The organism is Pedobacter aquatilis (assembly GCF_032678405.1).
GTDB lineage: Bacteria > Bacteroidota > Bacteroidia > Sphingobacteriales > Sphingobacteriaceae > Pedobacter > Pedobacter aquatilis_A.
Window position 1 is genome coordinate 1 of the sequence record NZ_JAVTSJ010000010.1, and the last position, 26561, is coordinate 26561.

Here is a 26561-nt window from a genome sequence, read left to right on the forward strand (position 1 = left end):
ACTGTGAGGGTTTCTGCGTTTAGAGCCTATAGCTTAAAGGCTTAAAGCGGAAAGGCTAAAGCTAAAAGCCGCTGACGACTGTAGCGATCCCGGCGGGCCCGGGTTAACTAAACCTGATGGACGCGGAAATCCTTTTTGGCCAGGCCGGAGCTTGAAAAGCCCTCAAATAAGCCGCCAATAAGATTGCAGCAAATAGCAGGGCTAAACTTCCCATGAAAGACTTAGAACCGTTTACTAATCTTTTAACTCCGTAATATCAACGATTGATTAGCTGAACTTTTAGCTTGTTAAAATATGCTAAATTTTTAGCCTCCATGTAATAAAACCGTATTATTGTACTTTAACTTAAGCATCATTATGGCCAATTTGAATTTGAAGCATTTACTGTTATTTCTTTTCTTATTATGTGTAGGAACTACTGGTTTTGGCCAAAGTAAGAATGTACAGTTGCCTCCAAACTGGTTTAACCTTGACTTAACTGAAAACGGTTTTTTTGGCATAAGTACTGAAAAAGCTTATCGAGATCTTCTAAATAATAAAAAGCCTGTTAAAAATATTATTGTTGCAGTTATTGATGGTGGGGTTGACATTAACCACCCTGACTTAACTGATGTGTTGTGGACTAATAAAAAGGAAATTCCGGGTAATGGAATTGATGATGATGGTAATGGTTATATTGATGATATTCATGGCTGGAATTTTATAGGTTCAAAAAAAGGCAATCTTGAATTTGATAATCTGGAACTCGTAAGACTATTAAGGATCTATACACCAAAGTATCAGTCGACAACTAATTTAACTCCACTGGATAGTACGCAAAAGGAAGAATTTAGGTTATATAAAAAGATGGTTGGCGATTTCGGTAAGAAGTATGAAGATGCCAGCAATACTTTTTCTGTACTCATTGCTATAAATAAGGTTTTGGATTCGGCAGCTAAAGCAAGTAAGAAGGATATCCCGACTTATGAAGATATAGATAAATATAAGGCTGACGATGAGGTAGAAGAGCAGGTTAAAACAATTATCAGAAAGGGGGCGAAGGAAGAAGGGAGTTTTGAAAAATTCTATAAAAGTATAAAGGATGGTTATAAACAGTATGATGCAATGCTGAAATATAATCTTAATCCGAAATATGATATGCGTGCCGAGCTTGTGGGTGATGATTACACCAATTCGAGTCAAAGGGATTATGGCAATAATGATGTAAAGGGGCCAGACGCTTTACATGGCACCCACGTTTCGGGGATTATTGCTGCTAACCGTACAAATAACACAGGTATTTTGGGGGTAGCGAATCATGTTAGTATTATGGCCATTAGGGTTGTGCCAACTGGCGATGAGCGTGACAAAGATGTTGCCAATGGAATTCGCTACGCTGTAGATAACGGTGCGAGCGTAATTAACATGAGTTTTGGTAAATCGTACAAATGGGATAAGAAAGCAGTAGATGAAGCGGTAAAATATGCAGAAAGTAAAAATGTTTTGCTGGTACATGCAGCCGGAAATGATAACCAGAATAATGATATAGAGGAAAATTTTCCTAATAAATTTTACGAAAGCCCTGAAGCGGAAGCTTATAAATTAGCACATAAAAAGACGACTTTAGCCGACTTTACTCCTCCTAAACCAATGCCGCAAAATGCCAACGGAATGGGGATGAGACCTTCAATAGGCAGGGCTGCCTTGCCAAAACCTGTTCCTTTAGATTCAGCTAAATACCAGTTGCCACATGCTACGAACTGGATAGAGGTTGGTGCCAGTGCTTACAAAGATGATGATAATTTAAAGGCAGATTTTTCGAATTTCGGTAAATACACTGTAGATGTATTTGCTCCAGGGTTTTTAATCAACTCTACTGCTCCGGATAATAAATATGAAGAGCTGGATGGAACCAGCATGGCATCTCCGGTGGTATCAGGACTTGCGGCTTTAATTTTAAGTTATTACCCGCATTTAAAACCTGCTCAGGTTAGGGAGATTATAATGAAATCGGTTTCGAAAGTTAACCACAAAGTGAAATATAAAAATGAAAAGGGAGAGAATGTTCGAGTTCCTTTCAGTGATATATGTGTAAGTGGAGGAATAGTAAATGCTTATAATGCATTAAAACTTGCTGAGACATATAAGTAAAATGGCCGAAAGCTTATTAATTCTTAATTGTTTTAATAAACTCCTGGAATGTTCCAAAAGCGTAGTTTTTTTTCTTCATCCAGGCGATTAGGCTTTCCATTCTTTTAATCATTTTAATACCTGTATTTTTCCTTACATAACCCGGAAAACCGAAACGTTCGAAATCATCTAAATCTGTAAACTCCCAGGGATGAAAATAAATGTTCAGGTAGTTATCTTTTTTATATGTCCAGCTTGCCAGCGATTTATAAATGCCTAAAGGCAGGTTATGAAAAGAAAGCCAGAATAAAGGAAACCTAACCAGCGGACTAACAGATGCCGGAATTTGCAAAACGTTTTCTTTAATAAAAAAAGTTCTGGATACATTGAAGTTGTTGTACCTTCCTGGTAAAAAGGTGGGATTTATAGATGTATTATAGGTATAACCTGCTTTCTCAATCTCCTTTTCATCTACAGGCATCATTCTTGCCATTCTATATCCCGTTATTTCTTTTCCCGATAGTTCTTCCAGCTTTAGTTTTGATTGGAGCAAATGTTCGGGCTTAAAATCAGAATGATAGTAGCCGTGTGAGGCAAGTTCGTGCCCCGTTCTGGTAATTCTATCAATTAAATCCGGAATATTTTCAGCGAAAGTAACGGTGCAGAAAAAGGTGGCCTTTACGTTATACTTATCTAGAAGATCCAGGATGGCAATTGTTCCAGCCCTGGAGATTGCAATTTGATCTGCAAAAGAAATATCCTTTCCGTATTCGAAAGGCATATCAAATTCCTCAATATCAAAACTTAAAAGAACCATTATTTAACAGGGATATTTGTTGAACGGATAATGTAATTCGGTCGGTTTTTAGATTGCATAAACATTTTACCTACGTATATTCCAATGATACCTAAAATGATGAGCTGTAAACCACCGAAGAAAACAATGGTCATGATTACTGAAGCCCAACCGGAAACTTCGACATTGTTTGCAAAGGCGTAGATGATGTATGGTATGTAAAGTACCGATGCAAAAGATAGCGTAAAACCTAGATAAACGGCAGAATAAAGCGGTTTAATGCTAAAAGAGGTTACACCGTGAAGCGCCAGATTAAACATCTTTTTAAGTGTGTACTTACTTTTTCCCGAAAACCTTGCTGCCGGATTATACCTTATTGCATATTGCTTAAAGCCCAGCCATTTTACCAAACCCCTTAAAAAAGGTTCGTTTTCATGGAAATTACGGAATACATTAACAACCTTTTGATCAAGTAGTCTGAAGTCAGCTGCTCCTGGCTCCAGTTCTATATCAGAAAGCCAGTTTAATATTTTGTAAAACAGATTGGAAGAGCTTCTTTTTCCTTTAGATAAATTAGGATCATCTTCTCTGATGGTATAAACCACTTCGAAACCTTCTTCCCATTTCTTTAGCATTTCAGGGATGATTTCGGGTGGATGCTGCATATCACAATCCATAGAAATCACACAATCGCCAAAGGCATGATCCATACCGGCTTTTACGGCTAACTGGTGGCCGAAGTTTTTTGAGAACTCAAGAAAAAATATATTATCAGCAGTAGCTGCGTAATCTTTAATCCGAGTCAAAGTTGTATCAGCACTTCCATCATCAACCAATATCAGCTCATAATTATAATTTAAGTCAGCAAAAACTTTTTTAATACTTTCTGCAATGACAAAAATATTGTCGGCTTCGTTGTAGGCAGGAATAACAATAGAAACTAACTTCTTCATTTATCGGCAATCAAATAAGAATCAAAATCTTCTTTCATCATTTGATAAATTATGGTTAGCCAAATGATGATGCAAGGTAGGGCTTTGAGCGAATATAGACGAATAAATTCTTTAACCGCTTTTGGAAAAATATCAGTTGGTGATAAACTGGTTAATATAAAAGCGAAAATAAAAAGGCTAATAATCCATTTGTTTTTTGGATTTGGCTGGATAACAAACCAAATGGCTACACCTGCAAATGCAATAATATAAGTTGGCGATTCGGAGCCACTACTAAAAATAACGGTAAAGATTAAGGTAGAAGCAAGTAGCATTAGCCTGAAAGCTAAATTTTTATATTGTTTAATCCTTAAGTAAGGTAAGGCAAAAAATAATAGGCCACCTATTAAAAAGGGACCATTTGGCAGATTCACATTCCCCGAAATTCTTCGGGCCATGCCCATGATCGATATATCCTGAAAAGAGGTAAGGGAAGCATTAATATCGTTTTTATGAACTAAAGAATTGTACCAATCCTGGTAAGATTGAATAATAAAGGCCGGCGATGATATCGCCATTGGTAAAGCAAACAAAACGATTAAAGCGAACAAGCCACTTACAATAAATTTCAGTTTGTTCCGGGTAAAGAAAAAGAAAGCCAGACCTACAATACCATAAAGTTTTACCAAAGTACCAAAAGCGATAAAAAAAGCAGACTGAACTTCTTTCCTCTTTACCAAATAGGAGAAACTTAGCATCATTAAACCCGTCAGTGCTATATTAAACTGAAAGCTAAACAATGCAGTTAATGCTTCGTGCGCACAGATCCAGGCAATTACCGAACGTTTGTTTATTGATAAAGGTAAACTGTAAATTCCCCACAGCAGCATTAAAACATTGGCAATGTTCCAAAGCAGTGTTCCTAATCCATCAGGCAAGAGGGTAAAAGGAGCAACGAAAACTGAAAACAAGGGTCCGTAATGGTTGCTATCCAGGTATTCGGGATAATTATTATAGAGGTTTTGTAAATCTATACTATGAAGATAAACATATTTATAAATGAGGTAATTGTTGAATGTATGGTGTAGGTATTGTTTTGATCCTGCTACAATAGCTAACACCACATAAACAGCAACAATAACCTGCTTTTTAAGCAGTATTGCAGAAACTTTAGTGAAATTAAATTTCTGAGTTGAGTTCATTTTGACTAGTGCCGCAATATAAGGATTTTATAGTTGCTGAATGCCTCTTGTTGATATTCTAGTACTAAAATTTGAACTATAGAATTAAAATTATAACTTTATGCAAACGGTTGCATAAATTAATCCAATATCCAATTTTTGATGTTTTTATTAGGTATCGATATCGGAACTTCATCCATAAAAGTTTCAGCAGTAGATGTAAACACGCAAAAAAGCGTGGCTTCAGTTCAGTACCCTGAAGAAGAAGTAGCAATAAAGTCGATTGAACAGGGTTGGGCAGAGCAGGCTCCAGAAGATTGGTGGACCAACACCATCAAAGCCATACAGCGGTTCAATGCATCAGGGGTGGTTGATTTAAGTGCGGTTAAAGCCATTGGTATTGCTTACCAGATGCATGGTCTGGTAGTTGTTGATGAAAACCAGAACGTATTAAGGGATAGTATAATCTGGTGCGATAGCCGTGCAGTTGCTATAGGTGAAAAAGCTTTCGATGAGATAGGTCACGAAAAATGCTTAAGCCATCTGTTAAATTCCCCCGGAAACTTTACCGCTTCAAAGCTTGCCTGGGTCAAGAATAATGAGCCGGCTATTTATGCTAAAATTGATAAAGTGATGCTTCCCGGTGATTTCATTGCCATGAAACTTACCGGCGAAATTACTACAAGTATTTCTGCACTTTCTGAGGGGATACTGTGGGATTTCAAGGAGGATAAAACAGCAACTGATGTACTGAATTACTATGGCATAGATGAGCATTTAATTCCTGAAGTAAGACCATTGTTTTCTAACCACGGTTTTTTGACAACAAGTGCTGCAGAAGAATTGGGGTTAACTGCAGGAATTCCTGTTGCTTATAAATCCGGAGATCAGCCCAACAACGCGTTATCGCTTAATGTATTAAAACCGGGTGAGGTAGCCGCTACGGCGGGTACCTCGGGTGTAATTTATGGGGTAGATAATCAACTCACTTATGACTTACAATCGAGGGTAAATACTTTTGCGCATGTCACCTACACAGAAGCCAATAAAAATACGGGCGTTTTGCTTTGTATTAATGGTACCGGAAGCATGTACCGCTGGGCCAGAAATAATTTTGCACCAGGGAAATCGTATCCTGAGCTCAATAACTTATCCGCAACAGCGCCCATAGGTAGTAAAGGCCTTAAGGTTTTACCTTTTGGTAATGGGGCAGAACGGATGTTAAACAATAAATATACAGGCGGTCAAATCATAGGAATAGATCTGAACACGCATACCCAGGCAGATATTTTCAGGGCAGTACAGGAGGGGATTGCTTTTGCATTTCGCTATGGCCTGGATATTATGCGGGAGAATGGTATGCAACCTAAAGTTATCCGGGCGGGAAAAACCAACCTGTTTCTGAGTGAAGTTTTTACCCAGGTTTTTGTTGATGTAACGAACACTGCAGTAGAACTGTTTGAAAACGATGGGAGTGTTGGAGCAGCTATAGGAGCAGGAATAGGCTCAGGGATTTTTAATAATGCCGACGAAGCTTTTAAAAACCAGGAATTGATTAAACGAATTGAACCTAAAAATTCAAGCGAGTATGAGCCTGTTTACCAGGCATGGAAACAAATTTTATCTGAAACATTAAAGAACCACAAAATATAATAACATGGGAAAAGTATTAACAGGCACAAAAGAATTTTTTAAAGGAATAGAGCAGATTCAGTTTGAAGGCTTACAAAGCGATAATCCATTGGCCTTTAGATGGTATGATGCTAATAAAGTTGTTGCCGGTAAAACAATGGCCGAGCATTTTAAGTTTGCCTGTGCTTACTGGCATTCATTCAACGGAAATGGGAGCGATCCGTTTGGCGGTGCAACACATGTTTTTCCCTGGGATGAAAAAAAAGATGTCATCGAAAGGGCCAAGGATAAAATGGATGCAGCTTTTGAGTTTATTACCAAAATGCAGTTGCCTTATTATTGTTTCCACGATGTGGATGTGGTTGATTATGGTGATGATGTAGCTGAAAATGAAAGACGCTTGCAGGCATTGGTTGAGTATGCAAAACAAAAGCAGGCTGAAAGTGGCGTAAAACTATTATGGGGAACGGCTAATTTGTTCAGCCATAAAAGGTACATGAATGGCGCATCTACCAACCCTGATTTTCATGTATTAGCCCATGCAGGTGCCCAGGTAAAAGCGGCGCTTGATGCAACCATTGCACTTGGAGGCGAAAATTATGTTTTCTGGGGTGGCAGAGAGGGCTACATGAGCTTGTTAAATACCAATATGAAACGTGAACAAGAGCACCTGGCTAAGTTTTTACATACGGCAAAAGATTATGCTCGTAAGAATGGTTTTAAAGGTACTTTCTTTGTAGAACCTAAGCCTTGCGAACCTTCGAAACACCAGTATGACTATGATGCAGCCACGGTGAAAGGCTTTTTACAGCAATATGATTTACTAGGCGATTTTAAACTGAACCTGGAAGTAAACCATGCTACACTGGCAGGGCACACCTTTCAGCATGAACTTCAGGTAGCGGTTGATAATAATTTACTGGGTTCGATTGATGCAAACCGCGGAGATTATCAAAATGGCTGGGATACCGATCAGTTCCCAAATGATATTAATGAACTAACGGAAACCATGCTGATTATTTTAGAAGGTGGCGGTTTTCAGGGCGGAGGCGTGAATTTCGACGCAAAAATCAGAAGAAATTCAACTGACCCAAAAGATTTGTTCTATGCACATGTGGGTGGAATGGATATCTTTGCAAGGGCATTAGTTACCGCCGATGCTATTCTCGGAAAATCTGATTATAAAATGATACGTACCGATAGATATGCATCTTTCGACAGTGGTAAAGGCGCTGAATTCGAAGCCGGAAAACTATCTCTTGAAAACCTGAGGGATTTTGCTGCTGAAAATGGTGAGCCTGAAATCAGGAGCGGAAAACAGGAATACCTGGAGAATTTAATTAACAGGTACATTTAAAATAATTTGAAGAAAACAACCATATACGATATTGCCCAGGAACTGAATATTACGGTTTCTACCGTTTCAAGGGCATTGAGCGGCTTTCCTGCGATAAGCGATGCAACCAGGAAAGCCGTTATCGAAACCGCAAAAAAACTAAATTACAGTCCTAATAAACTGGCCTCAGCATTAAAATCGGGCAAAACTTATACCATTGGTGTAATTGTTCCCTCAGTGGAAGCACATTTTTTTGCCACGATCATTGACAGTCTTGAAGAAGGCCTTAAAGATAGTGGTTACAGGATAATCCTTTACCAGTCAAAAGAATCATTAATTAAAGAAATCGAGGGCGTTAAAACACTTCTGGAAGCACAGGTGGATGGTATTATTGCTTCCATGTCGTTAGAAACGGATCAGGTTAGCCATTTTGAAGAAATCATCAGGCTGGCTAAGCCATTAATCTTATTCGACCGGGTTAACCGGGAAATTAAAACGCCTACCGTAACACTCAATGATTTTCAGGCGGGTTTTATGGCAACCGAACATTTAATTCGGCAAGGTTACCAAAAGATTGCTTTTGTAACGACCAATCATCAGATTCCTATTTTCGAACAAAGGTTCAAGGGCTATAAGGCTGCGCTGGTTCAGCATCAGCTCCCCGTAATTGAGCATCATATTTTGATGGGCGGGCTTTCCATCGCTGATGGGAAAGTTAGTGCAAAGCAACTTTTAAGTAATGATCCATCTATTGATGCAATCATAGCGGGTGATGACTTCACTGCCCTTGGTATTATTCAGCAATTGAAAGCACAAGGCATAGAACCACCCAAAATTGGTGTAATCGGTTTTGCCAATGAAACCTTTTCCGAATATATTACGCCATCGCTTAGTACTATTGAGCAGTTTCCGGCCGAAATGGGGAAGGCTTGTGCTGAAATGTTTCTAAAAATGATTCATCAGCATCATCCATACAAAGATGTGGTCAATCATATTATCGAACCGATCGTTGTTGAGCGGGCATCAACAAAAAAGGTGTAATTTCTTTAAGAAGCTACACCTTTTTTATTCATTAATCAGGTTTGCGTAAATGAAATTTTATGTTGTCACGGCTGTAATTTTTCCAACCTTTTTCCTGTACGACCAGTAAAAAACAATAGGGTATACAAAGAGGTTGAAAATAGTGTTGGTAATCAATCCGCCGATAACGACTATGGCGAGTGGTTTTGAGGCTTCAGAGCCTATGCCTGTAGAAAGCGCCGCCGGAAGTAATCCTATAGCGGCCATTAAAGCCGTCATCAGCACCGGCCTGAACCTGCTTGCTACCCCTGTCCTGATGGCATCTTTAATGGTTAGGCCTGGCTGGTGTTTTAGTTCGGTGATATTTGCTTTAAACTTAGTAATCAGAATCACCCCGTTTTGCACACAAATTCCAAAGAGTGCTATAAAACCAATACCTGCTGAAATGTTAAAGTTTATTCCAGTAAAAAGCAGGGCTAGTATTCCGCCAATCATTGCGAAAGGCACATTGTTCAATACCAGTAAAGCATCCTTAATATTTCCAAACAGTACAAACAGGATAAAGAATATAAGGATCAGACTAATCGGAACGGCCTGCGATAGCCTTGCCGTTGCACGCTGCTGGTTTTCAAAATCTCCGGCCCATTCCAGTTTATAGGCTTTTGACAGCTTAATCTGTGCATTAACTTTCTGTTGCGCTTCCGCAATAACACTGCCCATATCCCGGCCACGAATGGAGAACTTTATGGCGCCATAGCGTTTATGCTTATCGCGGTAAATCATACTTGGTCCGGTTATTTTTCTGATGCCTGAAATCTCGCCGAGCTGAACATTTGAGCCAGAAAGTGTCGGAACCCTCAGTTTGCTGATGGAGTTTTCATCGTTTCTGAAATCTTCGGGATAACGAATCATCAGGTCGAATTTCCGTTCGCCTTCGTAAATCTGCGTGGCTGCCTTTCCGCCAATTGCCATTTCTATTACCGCATTGGCATCGGCAGTTCTAACGCCATATAAGGCCATTTTTTTCTGGTCGAGGTTAATCTGTAGCTCGGGTTGCCCTAAATTTCTTAAGATACCAAGATCTTCTATGCCGTCTACTGTTTTCAGTATGGCTAAAATTTTCTCCTCCTGCGTTTCGATATAGTCGAAATCTTCGCCAAACATTTTCACCACAATAGAACCCTTTACACCGGATACCGCTTCTTCCACATTATCAGAAATGGGTTGCGAGAAATTTAAACTGATCCCCGGAAAATCCTTCAGTTTTTCCTGCATGCGCTCAATGAGCTGCTCTTTGGTTTGTTTACGCTTCCATTCTTTTTTCGGGTAAATATCTACGTGGAATTCCATGTTATAAAAGCCTGTTGCATCAGTACCATCATTTGGCCTTCCCGTTTGCGACATTACCTGTTTTACTTCCTCAAAAGAGAGAAAGATTTTGCGCATATCATTGGAGAGCTTTTTGGTCTCATCGAGCGAAATACTTAAGGGTCCTGTTGCCCTGACATATATAGAGCCTTCATCCAGACTCGGCAGGAATTCTGTGCCCAGAAAATTAAAGCTGAATGCCCCAAGCAGCAGTACAATTAAGGCCGTAAAAAATACCAGCCGCTTTTTACCAAAGCAGAAATCGAAACATTTCAGGGTGCCTTTGGTCATCCATTCAAGAAAGATGTTGTGTTTTTCTTTAACGTTTTTATTGAGCAGTACACTCGATAAGGCAGGAACAAGGGTAAAGGTTAAAATCAGTGCGCCAAGCAAAGCAAAGCTTAAAGTCCAGGCCAGGGGAGAAAACATTTTTCCCTCTACTTTTTCGAAGGTAAAGATGGGCAGCAAACCGGTAATAATAATCAGTTTGGCAAATAAAATTCCCTTTCCGTTTTCGAGGCAGGCTTTTTTTATCAGGCCGAGTTTACTCATCTTGTTAAAGCGCTCCATTCCTTCTTTATGTGCCCTGAAATCGAGGGCGACAAAAATACCTTCAACCATTACCACGGCGCCATCGATAATAATCCCAAAATCAATGGCACCCATTGATAGTAAATTGGCGGGCATTCCTTTAAGCTTAAGGCAGATAAATGCAAAAAGCAGGGCCAGCGGAATAATGATGGATACGATGAGTGTGGTTCGCCAATCGGCCATGAAGAGGAACACAATGAGGGTAACAAATAAAATTCCCTCGAGCATATTGCCCATTACGGTATGAACCGAATAATTAACCAGGTCTTCACGGTCGTAGAAAGGTTTTATTTTTACATCATCAGGAAGAATGTTGGCGTTGATATCCTTAATTTTCTCCTTAAGCCTTGTAATTACTTCACTCGGGTTTTCGCCTTTGCGCATCACGATAATACCCTCCACCACATCGGGGTCTAAATCGCGGCCAACCTGCCCGAGCCTTGGCAGGGCCGATTCGGCAACATCGGCAATGGTTTTAACATATATTGGCGTTCCGTTAATGTTATCAACCACGATGTTTCTTATTTCATCAATATTATTTAAAACACCAATACCGCGAACAACATAAGCCTGGTTGCTTTGTACAATTACATCGCCACCTACGTTGATATTACTTTTTGATACGGCCTCGAAAAGCTCCGTGGCACTAACCCCATATTGTATTGCTTTCTGCGGGTCGACAGTAATCTGATAGGTTTTTACCTCACCGCCAAAGCTTACCACATCGGCAATTCCCGAAACTGATAATAATTCCCGCTGTATTACCCAATCCTGAAGGGTTTTTAATTCCCTTACCGATTTAACATCACTACTCAAAGTATAGCGGAAAATTTCGCCAGTTGGGCCATATGGTGGCTGTACTTCAGGCTGAATGCCTTCAGGTAAATCGGCTTCATCCAGGTGATTGTTTACCTGCACACGGGCCTGGGCATAATCTACATTATCCTCAAAACTTACTTTTACAATGGATAAACCAAACAAGGATGAGGAGCGTATGCTGGTGCGTTTCTCCGTTGGGTTCATTGCAATTTCCAGGGGACGGCTAACAAATTTTTCTACTTCCTCAGCGCTTCTTCCTGGCCATTGCGTTATAATGGTAATGTTGGTATTGGTTACATCGGGGAAGGCATCTATCGTGGTGTTTTTGAAGCTGAAATAGCCTGCAAGAATCAGGATAAATGTGGCGAAAAAAATGAAGTATTTATTTTTTAGTGCAAAGCCAATAATATTTTTAACAAGTTTATTCATCTTTAAACAAGGATTAAGTAATTACTGAGATTTTAAGCCTTCGAATAAGAAAACCTGTTTTGAGGCGATAATGCGATCACCGGCCTGCACACCATTGCTGATGTAAATTTTATCGCCGGTTTTACGTCCGATTTCTATCTGCTGAATTTTAACCTTGTTATCCTTATCGAGCAACAGTACATAATTTTTGTTCTCGTCGAAAATCACAGCCCTTGAATTGATCACCGGAAGGTTACTGTTCGAGGTACCGCTTACCTTTACCGTTCCCAGCATCCCCGGCTTTAACAGGAACGAGGCGTTCGGAACAACAACCCTAGCATTTATGACTTTGCTTTCCTGATCAATAAGGCTATAAATTTTCTCAATTTTTCCTTTAAAGCTTTGATCTGGATAAGAAAGGGTTGTTAAGGAAACCTCATCGCCAACCTTAACTTTTGAAATATCTGATTCGTAAATATTAATCATGGCCCATACTGTAGATAAATCGGCAATGGTAAAAAGGCTCTTATCGTTATCGCTACGGATTTGCATATGGCCGGTGATATTCTTTTCGATTACAAAACCGTTAATGGGCGATTTTATGGTGTAAATACCGGATTTACTTCCCCCGTTTAATTTTAGTACGGCACCTGCACGTTTCAGTTCTGCTTTTTTGATTTCATAATCATTCTTTGCCTCATCAAATTCCTTTGCTGAAGAAAGACCGCTTTCAAAAAGTTGTTCAGCCTGTTTTAAAGCACGAGCAGCATTCTTTAATTCTGCATTGGCGGCAATAACATCTTTGTCAAAACCCGACATTTCTGCACTGGTAACATTTGCCAAAACCTGGCCTGAAGAAACCTTATCACCCAGACGAACATTTACCTGATTTACAGTACCGCTAAGCATGGGGAAAAGTTCAGATTTCTGTTCTTCGTTGGCAGTTATTTTAGCCGAAAGTACAATGTCTGATTTGCCGTTTGCCTGTTGCACGGTGTCGATTAACAGTTTACTTAACAATGAGTCGGTGATGGTGAATTTTTCTTTTGGTGCTTCCTGTTTGTGGTTTTTGCATGCGGCTACAGCCAAAGTAGCTACAGCGGCAAGCATCAGGAACCTAAGCTTAGTTATTGTTATTTTCATCTTATTTAAATATTGTTGTACCGGTTACATAATTCATTTCGGCCCTTGCATTCATTTTATCCAGCTGAAGCTTGTTAAGCCGGAGGGTATTTTCCTTGTACGAATCGAATAAATCGAGAAACTCAATCAGGCTGATGTTTCTTAATCTGAAATTTTTAATGAGTCCTTCAATCAGTTTATCGAAGCTGCTCCCGAAATCAGGATCGGTGTCTTTAACCAGCTGTTCGTTTCTAACAAGCGTTTTATAAGTATTGAATACTTCATTTTCTAATTGGAGTTCCTGCTGTTTGATGGTGTTTTCTGCTGCACTAATGCCGATTGTGGCTTTCTTGATTTCGCCCTGGTTTCGGTTAAACAGCGGTATGGGAATCTTAATGCCAAGGCCCGTATATTTTTCAGGATAGTTCCCCTTATAATCGTAGCTCAGCGAGAGCTCTACATCGGGAATGGCCATGGCCTTCTGGAGTTTCAAGTTCATGGTCTGGTATTCGAGATTGGCCTGTGAAAGCTTTAGGTCGGCCCGGTTGGTCCTTGCCGAATCAAGCAAAGACTGGTAAGGGAGCGCCTCTATATTGGTTTGACCATCGGGTTGGCTAAAGACAAGCTTAAGCGGCGTTGCAGCATTTAAGCCGCAAAGTATTTTCAAATCGCGGTATTTATCTTCCAGGTTGTTAAGTGTATCATTCCATTCAGCTTTCAGGTTGAGGAGTAATGATTTAATTCTGATCACATCTTTAATAGCAATGTTTCCTGCTTTTTGCTGCAATTCATATTCTTTTAAAAGACGGGTAGTCGCCGCAATCTGGCTTTGGTAAATATTAAGTGACTGCGCCGTGAAACAGGCCTCGTAAAAAGTGCTGTTTAACGCGAATTTTAAGCTCCGCATCAGGTCGAAATAAGATATTTCTGCTAATTTTGAGCCTATTTGAGCCAGTTTGATGTTCTTATTTCTTTTACCGGCGAGTTTAAAAAGCTGCGATATGGAAGCCGCATACTGCCCGTCGGCATAGGAGGTTTGAAAAAACTTTTTAGTTTCGTGGTTGTAAAATAAGTTTTCGTAATTCAGCTCGGGGTTATCAAATAACCTGGCCGTGATGATTTCGGCTTTCGCCTGGTCGATCTGAAAACCGGCCGCGATCAAATCGTAGTTCTGTTTCAGGAAAAGTGCTTCGGCTTGTTTAATGTTCAGTTGAAGGGAATCTGTTTGAGCAGAAGCCTGAAAGGCTAAAACAGCCAGCAGCAAGGAAAGTATTCTTCTCATGCGGGCAAAACTATTCTCGGCGAATTAAAGCCCGGTTAAATCGAAATTAAAAGCGGATTAAAGCTTTGGAAAGCTCAAGATAAAAGTGCTTCCACCGGCATCATTTCCGGTAATCTGTATATGTCCCTTTAATAACTCGGTAATTTTTTTTGCCATGTAAAGCCCCATTCCATCACCTTTTAATCCCGATTTTTCCGAGCGGGTATAAAAGGGTTTAAATATTTCCTTTTCTTCGGTTTGCGGAATTCCGATGCCGCTATCTATCACATAAAGTTCCATATGGCTGGTGGTTTGCCTGATGAAGCAGGTTACCGGCGCATTATTTGAAAACTTAAAAGCATTGGAGATAATATTGTCTATGGCAATCTGCAGTAAAGTGGCATTCGCTTCAATTAGGGGATGGATATTTTCCGGGTTGACGATTATTAAGGGAAGATTTTTATTTTGCTCCCATTCGGTTTGAATGTTAAGCAAGAGGTCATTTATTGAAATGGCGGAAAGCTGGGCGTTAATCAGTTCCATATCCATTCGTGCAATGGCCAGCAGGCCATTAATAATGTGTTCCATTTTCTCCGCCTCATCCAGTACCGACGAAATAACCTCGCGGTAGGCTTTTTCATCGCGTTCTTTTGAAAGGGCCAGTTCGGCGGTCATCATTAAGCGGGTAACCGGTGTTCTCAGTTCGTGCGAAGCATTGGCCATGAAAGTTTTCTGCAGGATAAAAGCCTGCTCCAGTTCTTCCATTAAATGGTTAAAACTCTGGGCGATGAGGTTAATCTCATCCTTGTTATCTGTTTCCTTAACCCGAAAAGCCATGTTTCCGGCATCGATCTGTTTTACTTCAGCGGTAAGTGCTTTCAGGGGCTTAAGCATTTTTTCTGCAATCCACCGGCTTAAAACGAGCACAATCACCGAAATCAGGATGAAAATAAATATCATGATGTTAAGGAGCTTATGCAAACGGTTATGCGAGCCCTGGTCATCAGCAGAAGCCAGAATGACAAAATCACCCTGATTATCCTTATAGTAAATACCTACCACCTGGCGTTGCCCGTCGACATACTTCAGCGTGCCATTGGTCCTCACTTTTTCGATCGTGGCCGAAGTCCAGTACTGGGTAGTGTCGCCAATAAATGTTGCCCGGTTGTGGTAATCGTAAATTCTTGTTACTTCGCCATTTAGTTTTTGCAGGTACTTATGCCGGGCTGTTTTTAAGGCATCGCGACTGATTTCATCGGCTTCGAGGTAAAGTTTAGCGGTAACCATCGTGCGGTCGGTCAGGCGTTCGAAGAAATCGGCCTGAAGAAATTTCATGAAGGTAAAATACACCGTACAAAGCACTGCGAGCAGTATTGATGTGGTAATCAATGTAAAGTAGAGTGCAATGCGGTCTTTTATCTTCATTATTTAAGGATATAACCCATGTTTATTTTAGTGTGTATAAGTTTACGCTCGAAACCCTTTTCAATTTTCTTGCGGAGAAAATTAATGTACACGTCAATTACATTCGTTCCGGTGTCGAAGTTAATGTCCCATACTTTTTCGGCAATATACTGCCTTGATAACAGGCGGTTCGGATTTTTCATGAACAGCTCGAGCAGCGTAAATTCCCTTGCACTCAGTTCAATGGTTTTTCCGGCACGGCTAACCTCCTTGCTGGTAGAGTTGATGCATAAATCTTCAAAACAGATGAGGTTATTGCCGGCAGCTTTGCTGTTTCTTCTAAGCAGCGCTGAAACCCTTACCAGCAATTCCTTTAAATGAAAAGGTTTAAGCAGATAGTCGTCGGCACCACTTTCGAAACCATTTACCTTATCTTCTATCGAGCCCATGGCTGTTAGCATTAATACTGGCGTTTCCTTATCATTTTCCCTTATTGCCTTACACAGCTGAAGGCCGTTCAACCCGGGTAAAAGGATATCGAGGATGAGCAGGTCGGTTTGTGTAGCGGAGAAGCGTTCAAACGCGGTGATGCCATTGGCAGCCGTAAGTACCTCATAACCGTTTTCTTCCAGAACAGTTTTGAGCAGTGCCAGGATTTTAGGGTCGTCTTCAGCAATTCCGATTTTAAGCATTCAGCAAAAATAAGTAACCCATCTTAAAAAGGGATTAAAATCGTTAATTATAGTCCGGGCGCCATCTGCGAGAAGTTATCAATAATTTTCATGATGATGATGGCTTCGTCGATGGTGCAGGGGTTAGGTTCTTCACCATTTATATACCTGACCACACTTTCTATCATGGGCTGTTCGATGTGTTCGGGATGTACAAAATTAAATACTTCTTCAGCTAGGTTGGTTTTTAAGCTAATGGTTTTTCCGAATACCGCAAACTGAATAGAACCCTCACTACCAATAATTTCGCACAGATCGATGTTTGCCGTCGGTGCAACATTAAAACACCAGGAGCCGTTAAAAACAATCTGGTTTTGGAAAAGAATACTGCCCGAAACCTGATCAGCCACGGCAGTTTTGTTTTTACGGGTGCTGAAACCCTCGTATTTTAAGGGTTCGCCAAAAAAGTAAAGCATTAGATCGAGCTGGTGCGGAGAAAGGTCGTGGAAATAACCACCGCCCGAAATTTCGGGGTTTGTACGCCAGTTGGCAGCTGCTTTGGTTACCAGTTCCGGGTTAACACTTTGCCACAATTTTAACTGAACGGTTCTTACTTCGCCAATTGCCTGCTTATCGAGCAATTCCTTAACCTTTAAAAACAAAGGAACTTTGCGGCGATAATGGGCAACAACAAGTTTGCCATTATGTTTTTTTACAGCTTCGGCCATTTGCAGGGCTTCGGCGGTATTACGTGACACAGGCTTTTCTACATAAACCGGCAGGCCTTTTTCAAGGGCGGCAAGTGTGTATTCCAGGTGAGATGAAGGCGGGGTAGCAATGTAAATGGCATCGATATCGGGATTGTTAAATACCTCGCCTGCGTTGCTGTACCATTGTTCTACCTGGTGGCGTTTAGCATAATCGGCGGCCTTTTCCGCATCACGGCGCATTACGGCCAATAGTTTGCTGTTTGCCACTTTATTAAAGGCCGGACCGCTTTTTTGCTCGGCTACATCACCACAGCCGATAATGCCCCATTTAATTGTTTTATCCATCCTGATTATTCTTTTATCCGACAATAAATATAGAATTGTTTTTTAAATTGAAGTTTTGCTAAAACTCAATTATAACAATTCTATTGGTTTTAAGGCTCAAAACAGGCTGGTTTGTAGGCTTCTGTCAGGTTAAAGGGGAAGCATAACCAAGGTAGCCCCGGGTTTAAGACGAAGTTGAGTGCAGGCTGACGTGGACTAAAGGTGGACTAGAGGTGGACTTGATACGGAGTAAACACGGACTTGACAAGAGGCTTGCTGTGAAAAGGGTTGATTCGGGTTTTAATTTTGCGAAAGTTGATGTAATCAATTTACGAAAAATAATGCGGATTAAAAAAGCCGTTATGCGTACGGGCAAAACTTCCATCGGCTGCCGGGAAGTGTGAAAGTTTAGTCCTGAAATAATTTTTAAGTGCGCCTGCTAGTTAAGATCAAGCCAATGACTGCCAATACACCGAATCCGAGGGCCAGTTTAGTTTTTTTTGAGGCCACCGGTAAAATGGTTTCACCATAAATCCGGTGGGGATAGCCTGAAGGTTTAAGTACGTTTCCGTTTGTGGGCTGGCCATGTTTTAACTTCATGAGCACACGCATTCCTGCAGATGCGGTATTGACCAATAGTTTGGGGAATAAATCGTGCATGGTTTTTAAAGCCCATGAATTAAAATCGGGGAATTTATCTTTTTTAGGATGAAGTGCCAGCTGAAGAAGGGCATTCGCGGTATCACGCGGGTCGGCGGCTGAAGGTGGTATTTTAAAATCTAAGCCAGAATACTTTGCGGAATGCATATTACCTGTAGAGCGCTGAATTTGCGGATAGAGGTTGGCGATATGGATATGTGGCTGGTCGGATACTTCGCCCTGTATACATTCCATCATGCCTTTAATACCAAATTTAGTTGCAGAATATACCGCACTGTATGGTGCAGGCATGAAACCACCAATGGAAACATTGTTGATGAGTACGCCGTGGCCCTGATCTTTAAATATCGGGAGTATAGCGTGTGCGCCGTTCATGTAGCCAATCAGGTTCGTTTTAACAACCTGGTGGCTCACTTCAATCGGGATTTCCTCGAATTTTCCACTGGCCATTACCCCTGCATTATTTATCCAATAGTTAATAGTTCCCTTAAAGCGGAGGGCTGCATTGCGCAGTTCGATTACCTGGCTATAATCCGATACGTCGGTAGGAATGCCAATTACATTGGCGCCAAGTGTTTCACAGCGGTCAACAGCGCTTGCCAGGGCTTCGGCTCCCCTGGCGGCCAGTACAAGGTTACAACCGGCGCGGGCGAAAGCCTCGGCAGTGGCTAATCCTACACCACTGGAAGCACCTGTGATGACAACATTTTTATCTTTTAGGTCATTATATGCGATTTTCATGATGATTATAAATAGGGTTTCTTATTTCAACAGAAAAGGGAATGAAAAAGTTTGCCCTGAGTTTACCGAGGTAATCCTGTCTGGTTAACAATTAAACAACAAGCTGTTAACCTGAACAACATATTGCAAGGTTAAATTAGAAGGAACATTTGTTATACATTTTTGAGATTAGCTGTAAGCCGTAATCATATTTCAACAAGGATCTATATTCTTTAACCGATGCTTAAGCCCCATCCATAAAAAAGGAAGTTATGAATCAGCTCATCCCTACAGGCTTGTTACGCCACCGGAATAACCATTTCGCCTCTAATTTTATCAAGAACTGCGTTTTCGAGGTTAAGAAACCTGCGGATTGTTCGATGACAGAACTTCACCATTTTTACCGCCTGGTGCGGATGGGAAATAAGGTTTCGGCGGCAGATCTCCATCAAAAGATTTCGAATTGTGATTACCTAGCTTTCTGCTACCAGGGGGAAGTACTTATTGGTATATCTGCCATTAAAAGACCTGAGGCATCTTATCTTAAGCTGGTTTTTGCTAAAGCCGGCATCAGCCGCAGTGTTGATGGCCGTATCCAAGAGATTGGTTATTCATTTACAGTGCATGATTTTCGCAGAAAGGGAATCGGTAGCACACTTAAAACACTTTTACTGAATAAGATCATTGGTTATGAGGGGCTATTATTCTCTACCACGGCCAGTCAGAGCAGCCAGCGCTTTCTCCAGGCGAATGGTTTTGTTCCATGTGGGCATGCTTATGACGGCATTTTTGATAGTGACATTATTTACTTTGAGCATGGTGGCATGTAGCCTTTTTGTGGCTGGCCGGGGCGGCTTCAAAATCTATGGGGTGCTTGGATAAGTTTTGTTTTTTAAGTAATATTGATTTATCCTGCCCTATTGATATGAAAAAGATTAACGTGACCTCTAACAGGATATTTTATAAACGCCATATCGATAAACCATCAGCACAATCAGAATAAGAAAATCTTCTGATCGAATTCTGCCCTGGAAATTTTACCCCTTCTCAACTGACTAACCGCTTTCAGCAGGTTGAGCGTATTGGCCTGTGTATCTTTCAGCTGTTTATCCTGTATGCTGAAATTACTTGCCGTGAGCCTGGCCCTGATGGCGTTTTTAGAGATTTCTGAATCGAGTACATCCAATGACCACTGGCTTATTTCGTCGAATAACTTTCTGGAACAGGCGATCTTTACCATAATTAAAATTAGCCTGATCAGATAAGCCCTGTTTTAATAAATCATTAATTTATCTGTTTTAGAGCTGAATATGAAAATAAATTTGCGTAGTTAAATGGCTACTTATATATTTGTAGTCAAATAGCTACATAATGAATTTAAGACGAGATGTATTTCAGGCGATAGCCGACCCGACCAGACGGGCGATATTACTTTTGCTGGCTTCGCAGGCGATGACTGCGGGTGCAATAGCTGCAAACTTTGATACGGCGAGGCCTACGGTTTCGAAACACCTGCAAATTTTAACCAGCTGCGAGCTGCTGGCACAAAAACAGTCGGGCCGTGAAGTTTATTATGAATTAAACCCTGAAAAGATGAAAACCGTATCCGACTTTATAGAACCTTTCCGTCAGTTATGGGAAGAACGGTTTAATAAACTTGAGGCTTTGATGAAAAACCATAAACCAGCTTAAGGATGGAACAGAAGACAAAAATAGAAGCAAAGCCCGGCCATCAGGAAATACTGATTACCAGAGACTTTGAATTACCGGTTCATTTACTTTTTAAGGCCTATGAGGAGGCGGAGCTGGTTGAGGCATGGATGGGTACAAAGGTGCTGAAGCTGGAGAGTAAAAGACATGGCGGCTATCAATATGAAACGACCGACCCGATGGGTAACAAGCATTTGTTCTCGGGTGTTATCCACGAATTTCTGCAGGATGAGCGGATTGTAAGGACGTTTGAAATGGAGGATAAGCAATTGGGTATACAGCTTGAGTTTTTAGCTTTTGAAGCCCTGTCTGCTGATCGGAGCAGGTTAGTGATGCATGTGGTTTACCAGTCGGTAGCCATCAGGGATCAGATTTTAAAACTTCCCTTTGCTCAGGGCATTAACATGGCGCACAACCGGATTGAAGATTTATTGAAACAACAAAATAACTAAGATGAAAAAAAGAGACAAAATTATTTACTGGATAGCCACGCTATGGCTGTCGCTGGGCATGGTATCTACCGGGATTGTTCAATTGATGGGCCATAAAGATGAATTGGCGATGATGAAGCAGCTTGGTTATCCGGCCTACCTGCTGATCATTCTTGGTGTCTGGAAAATCCTTGGCGTAATCGCCATTTTAATTCCAAAATTCCCTTTGCTTAAGGAATGGGCCTATGCCGGATTCTTCTTTAGCATGACGGGCGCCCTGTTTTCCCATATGGCTGTTAGTGATGCGGGAATCAGCTTTTTTGGGCCTGCCTTACTGCTGGTGCTCACGGTTGTATCCTGGTATTTCAGGCCGGCATCGAGAAAAACTTCTGTTGCGTTATAAAGCATATACAATGATTGCTGCGGTAATCCTCTTTTTTTGTTTTTCCCTGGGGTGGGGGCACCTGGCCATTTAATCAGCTGTACACGAATTCATTTTTATACAAATGAATTTTTGTTTTTTTATTATCTCTTGTATTAACTCCTTTTTATATCTTGATTTTGAAGCATTTTAATGCGTGTAACTATATTAATCTGACGAATTGAATTGGTCATTTAGTTCAGTTTTAATTGTAAAGAACGATTCTAAATAGGTTGTTTTGCATCAATTTTTAACTAGTCTAAATAACATGATAACAAATTTACGAAACATAATAACGATGTTTCTGCTGTTAATAAGCACATTAGCATTTGCCCAACGAGGCCAAGTAAAAGGAAAAGTAACTGATATAAGAGACCACACAAGCTTACCGGGTGTCACAATCAAAGTTAAGGGAACTAATAAAGTTACCGCTACAACATCTGAGGGATTATTTTCAATTGATGCTTCAAACTCAGATGTTGTAGTGCTCAGTTTTATTGGATATCAGGATAGGGAATTTATAGTAACCGATCATAAAAAGCCGATTCATATCGAGATGATCGAATCAGCGCAATCGCTGCAAGATGTACAGATTACCGGCGCTTTCGGGATTAAAAGAAAGTCGAAAGAGCTTGGTGTAGCCACAGCAAGTGTTTCTGGAAATGAAATTTCGCAAACCAAAGTAGTTAATCCGCTTAATGGTTTACAGAGTAAAGTTGCAGGCTTACAGGTAAACATGTTCGACGGTGGTGTAAATCCTCAGGTAAGGGTAACCCTTCGCGGTGCCAGAAATATTAATGATGCCAAGAATGAGCCCCTTTTCGTTGTTGACGGTGTTCCACTCGCTACTGTTACTTATTACAATCCACAAGCGCAAGGAACGAAAAGAGATGCTTCAGCGATTTCCATGTTAAATCCAAATGATATTGAAGATGTAACGGTACTGAAAGGTGCAAGTGCGGCAGCAATTTATGGTTCTCAGGGAGTTAATGGTGTAATCATCATTACTACAAAACATGGTAAAAATGGTCAAGGGAAAATAGATTTTTCTCATTCTACAACCTTTGATAAGGCAAGTTGGTTGCCAGAGCTTCAAGAAACTTACGGATCTGGTTTTAATGGCGTATTCCAACCTTATGAAATTCGTTCGTGGGGACCAAAGTATGATGGAAGTTTAGTGAAAGTTGGCCCAATATTACCTGATGGAACACAATGGACTTTACCATATTCGCCTATAGCAAACCAAAAAAGAGATTTCTTTGATACTGGAATAACAAATCAGGAAAATTTGTCTTTCTCTGGTGGTGATAGCAAATCAACTTATTTTCTTTCAGGTCAGTTCTCGAAAAACAAAGGAATTATACCTAAAGACGTAAGTGAAAAAGCGAGCCTTCGTTTTAATGGAAGTCGCGATTTTGGAAAACTTAAAACATCTTATGCGGTGAGCTATGTGCAAACCAATACGTCTACAACCACTTCAGAGCCATGGGTAAATATTAGAAATATGCCATCATTTATTCCTTTGGATGAATTGAAAGACTGGCAAAATAATCCTGTAGCAAAACCTGAGAATTATTTTTCTACCACCACATTAAATCCTTACTGGGCTATTGATAATCAGCGCCAGGATGTGAAACAGCAAAATTTAACAGGAAACGTAAACTTCGATTATCAGGCTACTGATTGGTTTAAGGCTACCTACAGATTAGGTTTAAGTACGATAAATACAGGTTTTAAGTCGTTTGGAAATAAATTTGATGATTCTTCTATTCCTTACCGTTATTATAATGCTGCAGGTGCAATTGTTACTGCCAATAGAAGTAGTACAAGCTATGGCGGCTCTGCAGCCGGTATGGTAAACGATCAAACTATCGATAACCAGCAATTAAATAGTGATTTACTATTGCAGTTTAATAAGGATTTCGGAAAATTCAGCACAAGGTTATTATTAGGTCAAAACTATCAGGATATCCAATATAAATTTGTACAGGTTGGCGCATCGGCACTTAATTTTCCAGACTTATATAATGAGAGCAATCTTACCGGGAATTTAAACGGGGGCTCGCAAATTACAAAGCAAAGGAGATATTCATTCTTTGGCGAGTTTACACTTGGCTACGATAATTACCTTTTCGCTACGCTTAATGGTCGCAGAGAATCAGTTTCATTGCTTGCAGCAGATAATAGAGACTACTTTTATCCCGGAGCAAATGTCTCTTTTATATTCACACAAGCAATTCCGGCTTTAAGAGAAAGTAGTGTGCTTTCATTTGGTAAAATCTATGGTTCAGCATCTAAAAGCGGAAACGTAACGGTTGAACCTTATTCGCTTACCAATGTTTATACAAATGTTGCTGGTTTCCCGTTTGGCAGTTTAGCAGGAGCGAATATTAATGCGCAGAATTTAAGCAATAACTTAAAACCTGAGTTTGTGTATTCATACGAGGGTGGTTTAGAATTAGGGTTGTTTAAAGATCGTTTACATTTCGAGGCGACTTATGCTTATGCCGATTCAAGAGATCAGATTCTTGATATTGGAACTTCCTTTGCCTCGGGTTTTGGTACTTCAAAAACCAATGCCGCCAGAATGAAAAGTAAGTCGATAGAGTTAAGCCTTAGTGGAGATATCATCAAGCAGAAAAATTTTAGCTGGTCGGCAGGCGTAAACTATACGCATAATGACAATAAGGTTGTTAGTTTAGTTGGTGATCAACAAACGTTATCACAATGGAAAGGATTATACCTCTCGGTTGGGGATCGTTATCCAACTTACTTAATGCCCGATTATCAGCGAGATGATCAAGGTAGGGTTATTATCAATGCACAAACTGGTTTACCTGCTCAAGCATCTGAATTAACTAATATGGGAACTTCTCAGCCTGTTCATATGCTTGGCTTCAATACCCGATTCAGATATAAAAACATCAGCTTAAATGCGCAAATAGATGCAAGATGGGGGAACAAATATTATACAGCTGCAGCAGAACAAGAAACTACAGCCGGCTTAATTCCGATTACTGCATCGGCTGAATACGGCAGGGGTCAGTTTATTTTTCCAAACTCTGTTATCCAAACTTCACCAGGTGTTTACACGGAAAATACGTCAGTTTATACTAATGGCGACTTTAACTTCTATAATACCTATAAAAATATCCTTTCTAACAATGTATTTGATGGACGTTTTATTAAGCTAAGAGAGGTGTCGGTAAATTATGATTTACCAATGTCGTTGTTGGGTAACCAAAAAGCAATTAAAGGTTTATCAGTTTCTTTATATGGCAGAAATCTGGTTAACCTAAGGGCAAAGGATAATATTTTCGGAGAAACAGAATTTATATACATCAGCGGAGTAGGTTTCAGTGGTTTCCGCACTATGCCATCAACAAGTTCGTACGGATTTTCTATTGGTATTACGCTTTAATTGATAAAACATGAAGAATAAAATAATATACGCAGTACTGGCCGTTATAATTTCAGGCAGTTCGGCATGTAAAAAAGTATTGGATATAAATGATAATCCAAATGCATCTACTACAGTTACAAAGGATATGCTTTTGGCTGGAACACTATTGTCAACCACCCGTTTAGAGAACGGAGCGGTAAATGAAATCGGATCGTTTTATGCCGGCTATTGGGGGAAAGCTTACGATGCATCCGGAAGTGCAACCGGAGCAGCAGCAACAGCATTAGATTTGATAGGCAGTTATAATATCATCGATAATTTCGCTACGGATATCTGGGAGAAATCTTACACGAATATTTATAACTACACTTTACTTCAAAATCAAACCCAAAATGAGGCACCGTTTTATGCCGGAGTCGCTAAAATTATGAAGGGGTTACATTTTTTACGCCTGGTAGATCATTACAATAATGTACCTTTTAGTGAAGCTTCGAATCCATCAATTACTCAACCAAAATATGACAGTGCCGAATCTGTTTATGCTGGTGCTCTGGATTTAATTACAGCTGGTATAGCAGATATTAAACGGGCCGGAACAACGACAGTACCTAGTACTTCGGATATATTTTTTAAAGGAAATGCGCAATCCTGGATCAAATTTGCGAACACGATTAAGTTGCGTGCCTTGCTTCAGCAAAGTCAGCTTTCCTCAAGATCGACTTACATCGCTACAGAATTAGCAAAAATTACAACTGAAGGGTCTGGGTATCTTACGGCAGATGTGCTTGCCAATCCAAGTTTTACTACACAATCTGATAATCAGCAAAACCCATTTTATACAACTTACTACAGAACGGCTCAAGGTACCATTCCAACAATGTTTAATGCGATCAGACCAACACGTTTCTTACTTTCGGGTTATGATTTAGTAAATGACCCCCGCAAGGCCCTGGTATATGCTGAAGCGACGAATGGTGGTGGTTATAAGGGCGTTCTTCTTGGTCAGAATATTGCTGATGCTACTCAAAATGCAACTGCAACTTCAGCTTTCAGAGGTCCGGGAGCTGGTGTAATTAAAACCGCTACTTCAGGTGCTTTAATCATTTCACTTTCAGAAAGTTTATTTTTACAAGCTGAGGCCGTTCAGCGTGGATGGATTTCGGGTAACGCTAAAAGTTTATATGAGAATGCTATACAGGCATCTTTCAATTATATTTCGGTTCCAGCAACATCTTTTACAGCATATAATGCGCAAGCAGCTGTTGCTTTCGATGATGCCAGTGCTACAGATAAAATTGTCAGAATAATTTCGCAGAAATGGTTAGCACTGAATAGTATTTCCGGTGCTTCAGCATGGAACGATTTCAGACGACTTGGCCTACCTCAGGGTGTACCCCTTGCAGTTGCTAAAACCAGTTATCCAAAACGGTTACGCTATCCAACTTCCGAAGTAAGTACCAATAGCGCACAAGTAAAGGCACAAGGTAATATAGATGGACTAGTGAATAAAGTTTTTTGGAACCAATAATCCT

At 40.4% G+C, this 26561-nt stretch carries 21 protein-coding genes; 10 read left to right on the forward strand and 11 right to left on the reverse strand.

From position 1 onward, the window contains the following. Window positions 1-357 precede the first annotated feature (357 nt). Window positions 358-2130 carry a S8 family peptidase gene (locus tag R2R71_RS20815; RefSeq protein ID WP_316833222.1) on the forward strand — a complete coding sequence of 591 codons (1773 nt, stop codon included), beginning with the start codon at window positions 358-360 and terminating at the stop codon, window positions 2128-2130. Between the two features lie 16 nt (window positions 2131-2146). Here R2R71_RS20815 and R2R71_RS20820 read toward each other — a convergent pair whose 3' ends face one another. From R2R71_RS20820 to R2R71_RS20830, 3 genes are read right to left on the reverse strand one after another with little or no spacing between them, the layout of a single operon-like run. Continuing rightward, window positions 2147-2926 carry a polysaccharide deacetylase family protein gene (locus R2R71_RS20820; RefSeq protein WP_316833223.1) on the reverse strand — a complete coding sequence of 260 codons (780 nt, stop codon included), beginning with the start codon at window positions 2924-2926 and terminating at the stop codon, window positions 2147-2149. Next, on the reverse strand, window positions 2926-3858 hold the full coding sequence (locus R2R71_RS20825; RefSeq protein WP_316833224.1) for a glycosyltransferase family 2 protein: 933 nt from the start codon (window positions 3856-3858) through the stop codon (window positions 2926-2928). Before R2R71_RS20825 ends, R2R71_RS20820 begins: the two co-directional genes overlap by 1 nt. Continuing rightward, window positions 3855-5039, reverse strand: coding sequence for a glycosyltransferase family 87 protein (locus R2R71_RS20830; protein WP_316833225.1), 1185 nt, complete (start codon window positions 5037-5039; stop codon window positions 3855-3857). Before R2R71_RS20830 ends, R2R71_RS20825 begins: the two co-directional genes overlap by 4 nt. A gap of 141 nt (window positions 5040-5180) precedes the next feature. Here R2R71_RS20830 and R2R71_RS20835 point away from each other — a divergent pair, with 141 nt between their 5' ends. From R2R71_RS20835 to R2R71_RS20845, 3 genes are read left to right on the forward strand one after another with little or no spacing between them, the layout of a single operon-like run. Further along, on the forward strand, window positions 5181-6671 hold the full coding sequence (locus tag R2R71_RS20835) for a xylulokinase (RefSeq protein ID WP_316833272.1): 1491 nt from the start codon (window positions 5181-5183) through the stop codon (window positions 6669-6671). 4 nt (window positions 6672-6675) lie between these two features. After that, entirely contained in the window at window positions 6676-8007 is a 1332-nt protein-coding gene (gene xylA / locus R2R71_RS20840; RefSeq protein WP_316833226.1) for a xylose isomerase, read from the forward strand. A 6-nt stretch (window positions 8008-8013) separates the two neighbouring features. Beyond that, complete coding sequence (locus R2R71_RS20845) at window positions 8014-9027, forward strand: LacI family DNA-binding transcriptional regulator (RefSeq protein ID WP_316833227.1); 1014 nt, start codon at window positions 8014-8016, stop codon at window positions 9025-9027. Window positions 9028-9084: 57 nt separating this feature from the next. On the opposite strand, the gene R2R71_RS20850 is transcribed toward R2R71_RS20845, so the two are convergent. The 7 genes from R2R71_RS20850 to R2R71_RS20880 form a co-directional block, all read right to left on the reverse strand. Next, window positions 9085-12213, reverse strand: a complete 3129-nt coding sequence (locus R2R71_RS20850) for a CusA/CzcA family heavy metal efflux RND transporter (RefSeq protein WP_316833228.1) — start codon at window positions 12211-12213, stop codon at window positions 9085-9087. Window positions 12214-12234: 21 nt separating this feature from the next. Next, window positions 12235-13335: an efflux RND transporter periplasmic adaptor subunit gene (locus R2R71_RS20855; RefSeq protein ID WP_316833229.1), complete on the reverse strand. Its 1101-nt coding sequence runs from the start codon at window positions 13333-13335 to the stop codon at window positions 12235-12237. 1 nt (window position 13336) lies between these two features. Next, on the reverse strand, window positions 13337-14596 hold the full coding sequence (locus tag R2R71_RS20860; protein WP_316833230.1) for a TolC family protein: 1260 nt from the start codon (window positions 14594-14596) through the stop codon (window positions 13337-13339). Window positions 14597-14653: 57 nt separating this feature from the next. Further along, the gene (locus tag R2R71_RS20865) at window positions 14654-16000 is read right to left on the reverse strand and encodes a HAMP domain-containing sensor histidine kinase (protein ID WP_316833231.1); all 1347 of its coding nucleotides are present in this window, start codon (window positions 15998-16000) and stop codon (window positions 14654-14656) included. Then, on the reverse strand, window positions 16000-16671 hold the full coding sequence (locus R2R71_RS20870; RefSeq protein WP_316833232.1) for a response regulator transcription factor: 672 nt from the start codon (window positions 16669-16671) through the stop codon (window positions 16000-16002). The genes R2R71_RS20865 and R2R71_RS20870 overlap by 1 nt, the downstream gene beginning before the upstream one ends. A gap of 47 nt (window positions 16672-16718) precedes the next feature. Further along, window positions 16719-17705 (reverse strand): Gfo/Idh/MocA family oxidoreductase, encoded by a 987-nt coding sequence (locus tag R2R71_RS20875; RefSeq protein ID WP_316833233.1) that lies wholly within the window; start codon window positions 17703-17705, stop codon window positions 16719-16721. A 405-nt stretch (window positions 17706-18110) separates the two neighbouring features. After that, window positions 18111-19085 (reverse strand): SDR family oxidoreductase, encoded by a 975-nt coding sequence (locus R2R71_RS20880; protein ID WP_316833234.1) that lies wholly within the window; start codon window positions 19083-19085, stop codon window positions 18111-18113. A 251-nt stretch (window positions 19086-19336) separates the two neighbouring features. Between R2R71_RS20880 and R2R71_RS20885 the strand changes: the two genes are divergently transcribed. Further along, entirely contained in the window at window positions 19337-19894 is a 558-nt protein-coding gene (locus R2R71_RS20885; protein ID WP_316833235.1) for a hypothetical protein, read from the forward strand. Between the two features lie 164 nt (window positions 19895-20058). Here the strand turns inward: R2R71_RS20885 and R2R71_RS20890 are convergent, their stop codons facing one another. Next, window positions 20059-20304, reverse strand: a complete 246-nt coding sequence (locus R2R71_RS20890; RefSeq protein WP_316833236.1) for a hypothetical protein — start codon at window positions 20302-20304, stop codon at window positions 20059-20061. 131 nt (window positions 20305-20435) lie between these two features. Between R2R71_RS20890 and R2R71_RS20895 the strand changes: the two genes are divergently transcribed. From R2R71_RS20895 to R2R71_RS20915, 5 genes are all read left to right on the forward strand, one after another. After that, the gene (locus tag R2R71_RS20895) at window positions 20436-20756 is read left to right on the forward strand and encodes a metalloregulator ArsR/SmtB family transcription factor (protein WP_316833237.1); all 321 of its coding nucleotides are present in this window, start codon (window positions 20436-20438) and stop codon (window positions 20754-20756) included. 2 nt (window positions 20757-20758) lie between these two features. Continuing rightward, window positions 20759-21226, forward strand: a complete 468-nt coding sequence (locus R2R71_RS20900; RefSeq protein ID WP_316833238.1) for an SRPBCC domain-containing protein — start codon at window positions 20759-20761, stop codon at window positions 21224-21226. Window position 21227: 1 nt separating this feature from the next. After that, window positions 21228-21608, forward strand: coding sequence for a DoxX family protein (locus tag R2R71_RS20905; protein WP_316833239.1), 381 nt, complete (start codon window positions 21228-21230; stop codon window positions 21606-21608). A gap of 286 nt (window positions 21609-21894) precedes the next feature. Beyond that, a complete protein-coding gene (locus tag R2R71_RS20910; protein ID WP_316833240.1) occupies window positions 21895-25047 on the forward strand; it encodes a SusC/RagA family TonB-linked outer membrane protein in 3153 nt (1050 codons plus the stop codon). A gap of 10 nt (window positions 25048-25057) precedes the next feature. Next, complete coding sequence (locus R2R71_RS20915) at window positions 25058-26557, forward strand: SusD/RagB family nutrient-binding outer membrane lipoprotein (protein ID WP_316833241.1); 1500 nt, start codon at window positions 25058-25060, stop codon at window positions 26555-26557. Window positions 26558-26561: the final 4 nt, after the last annotated feature.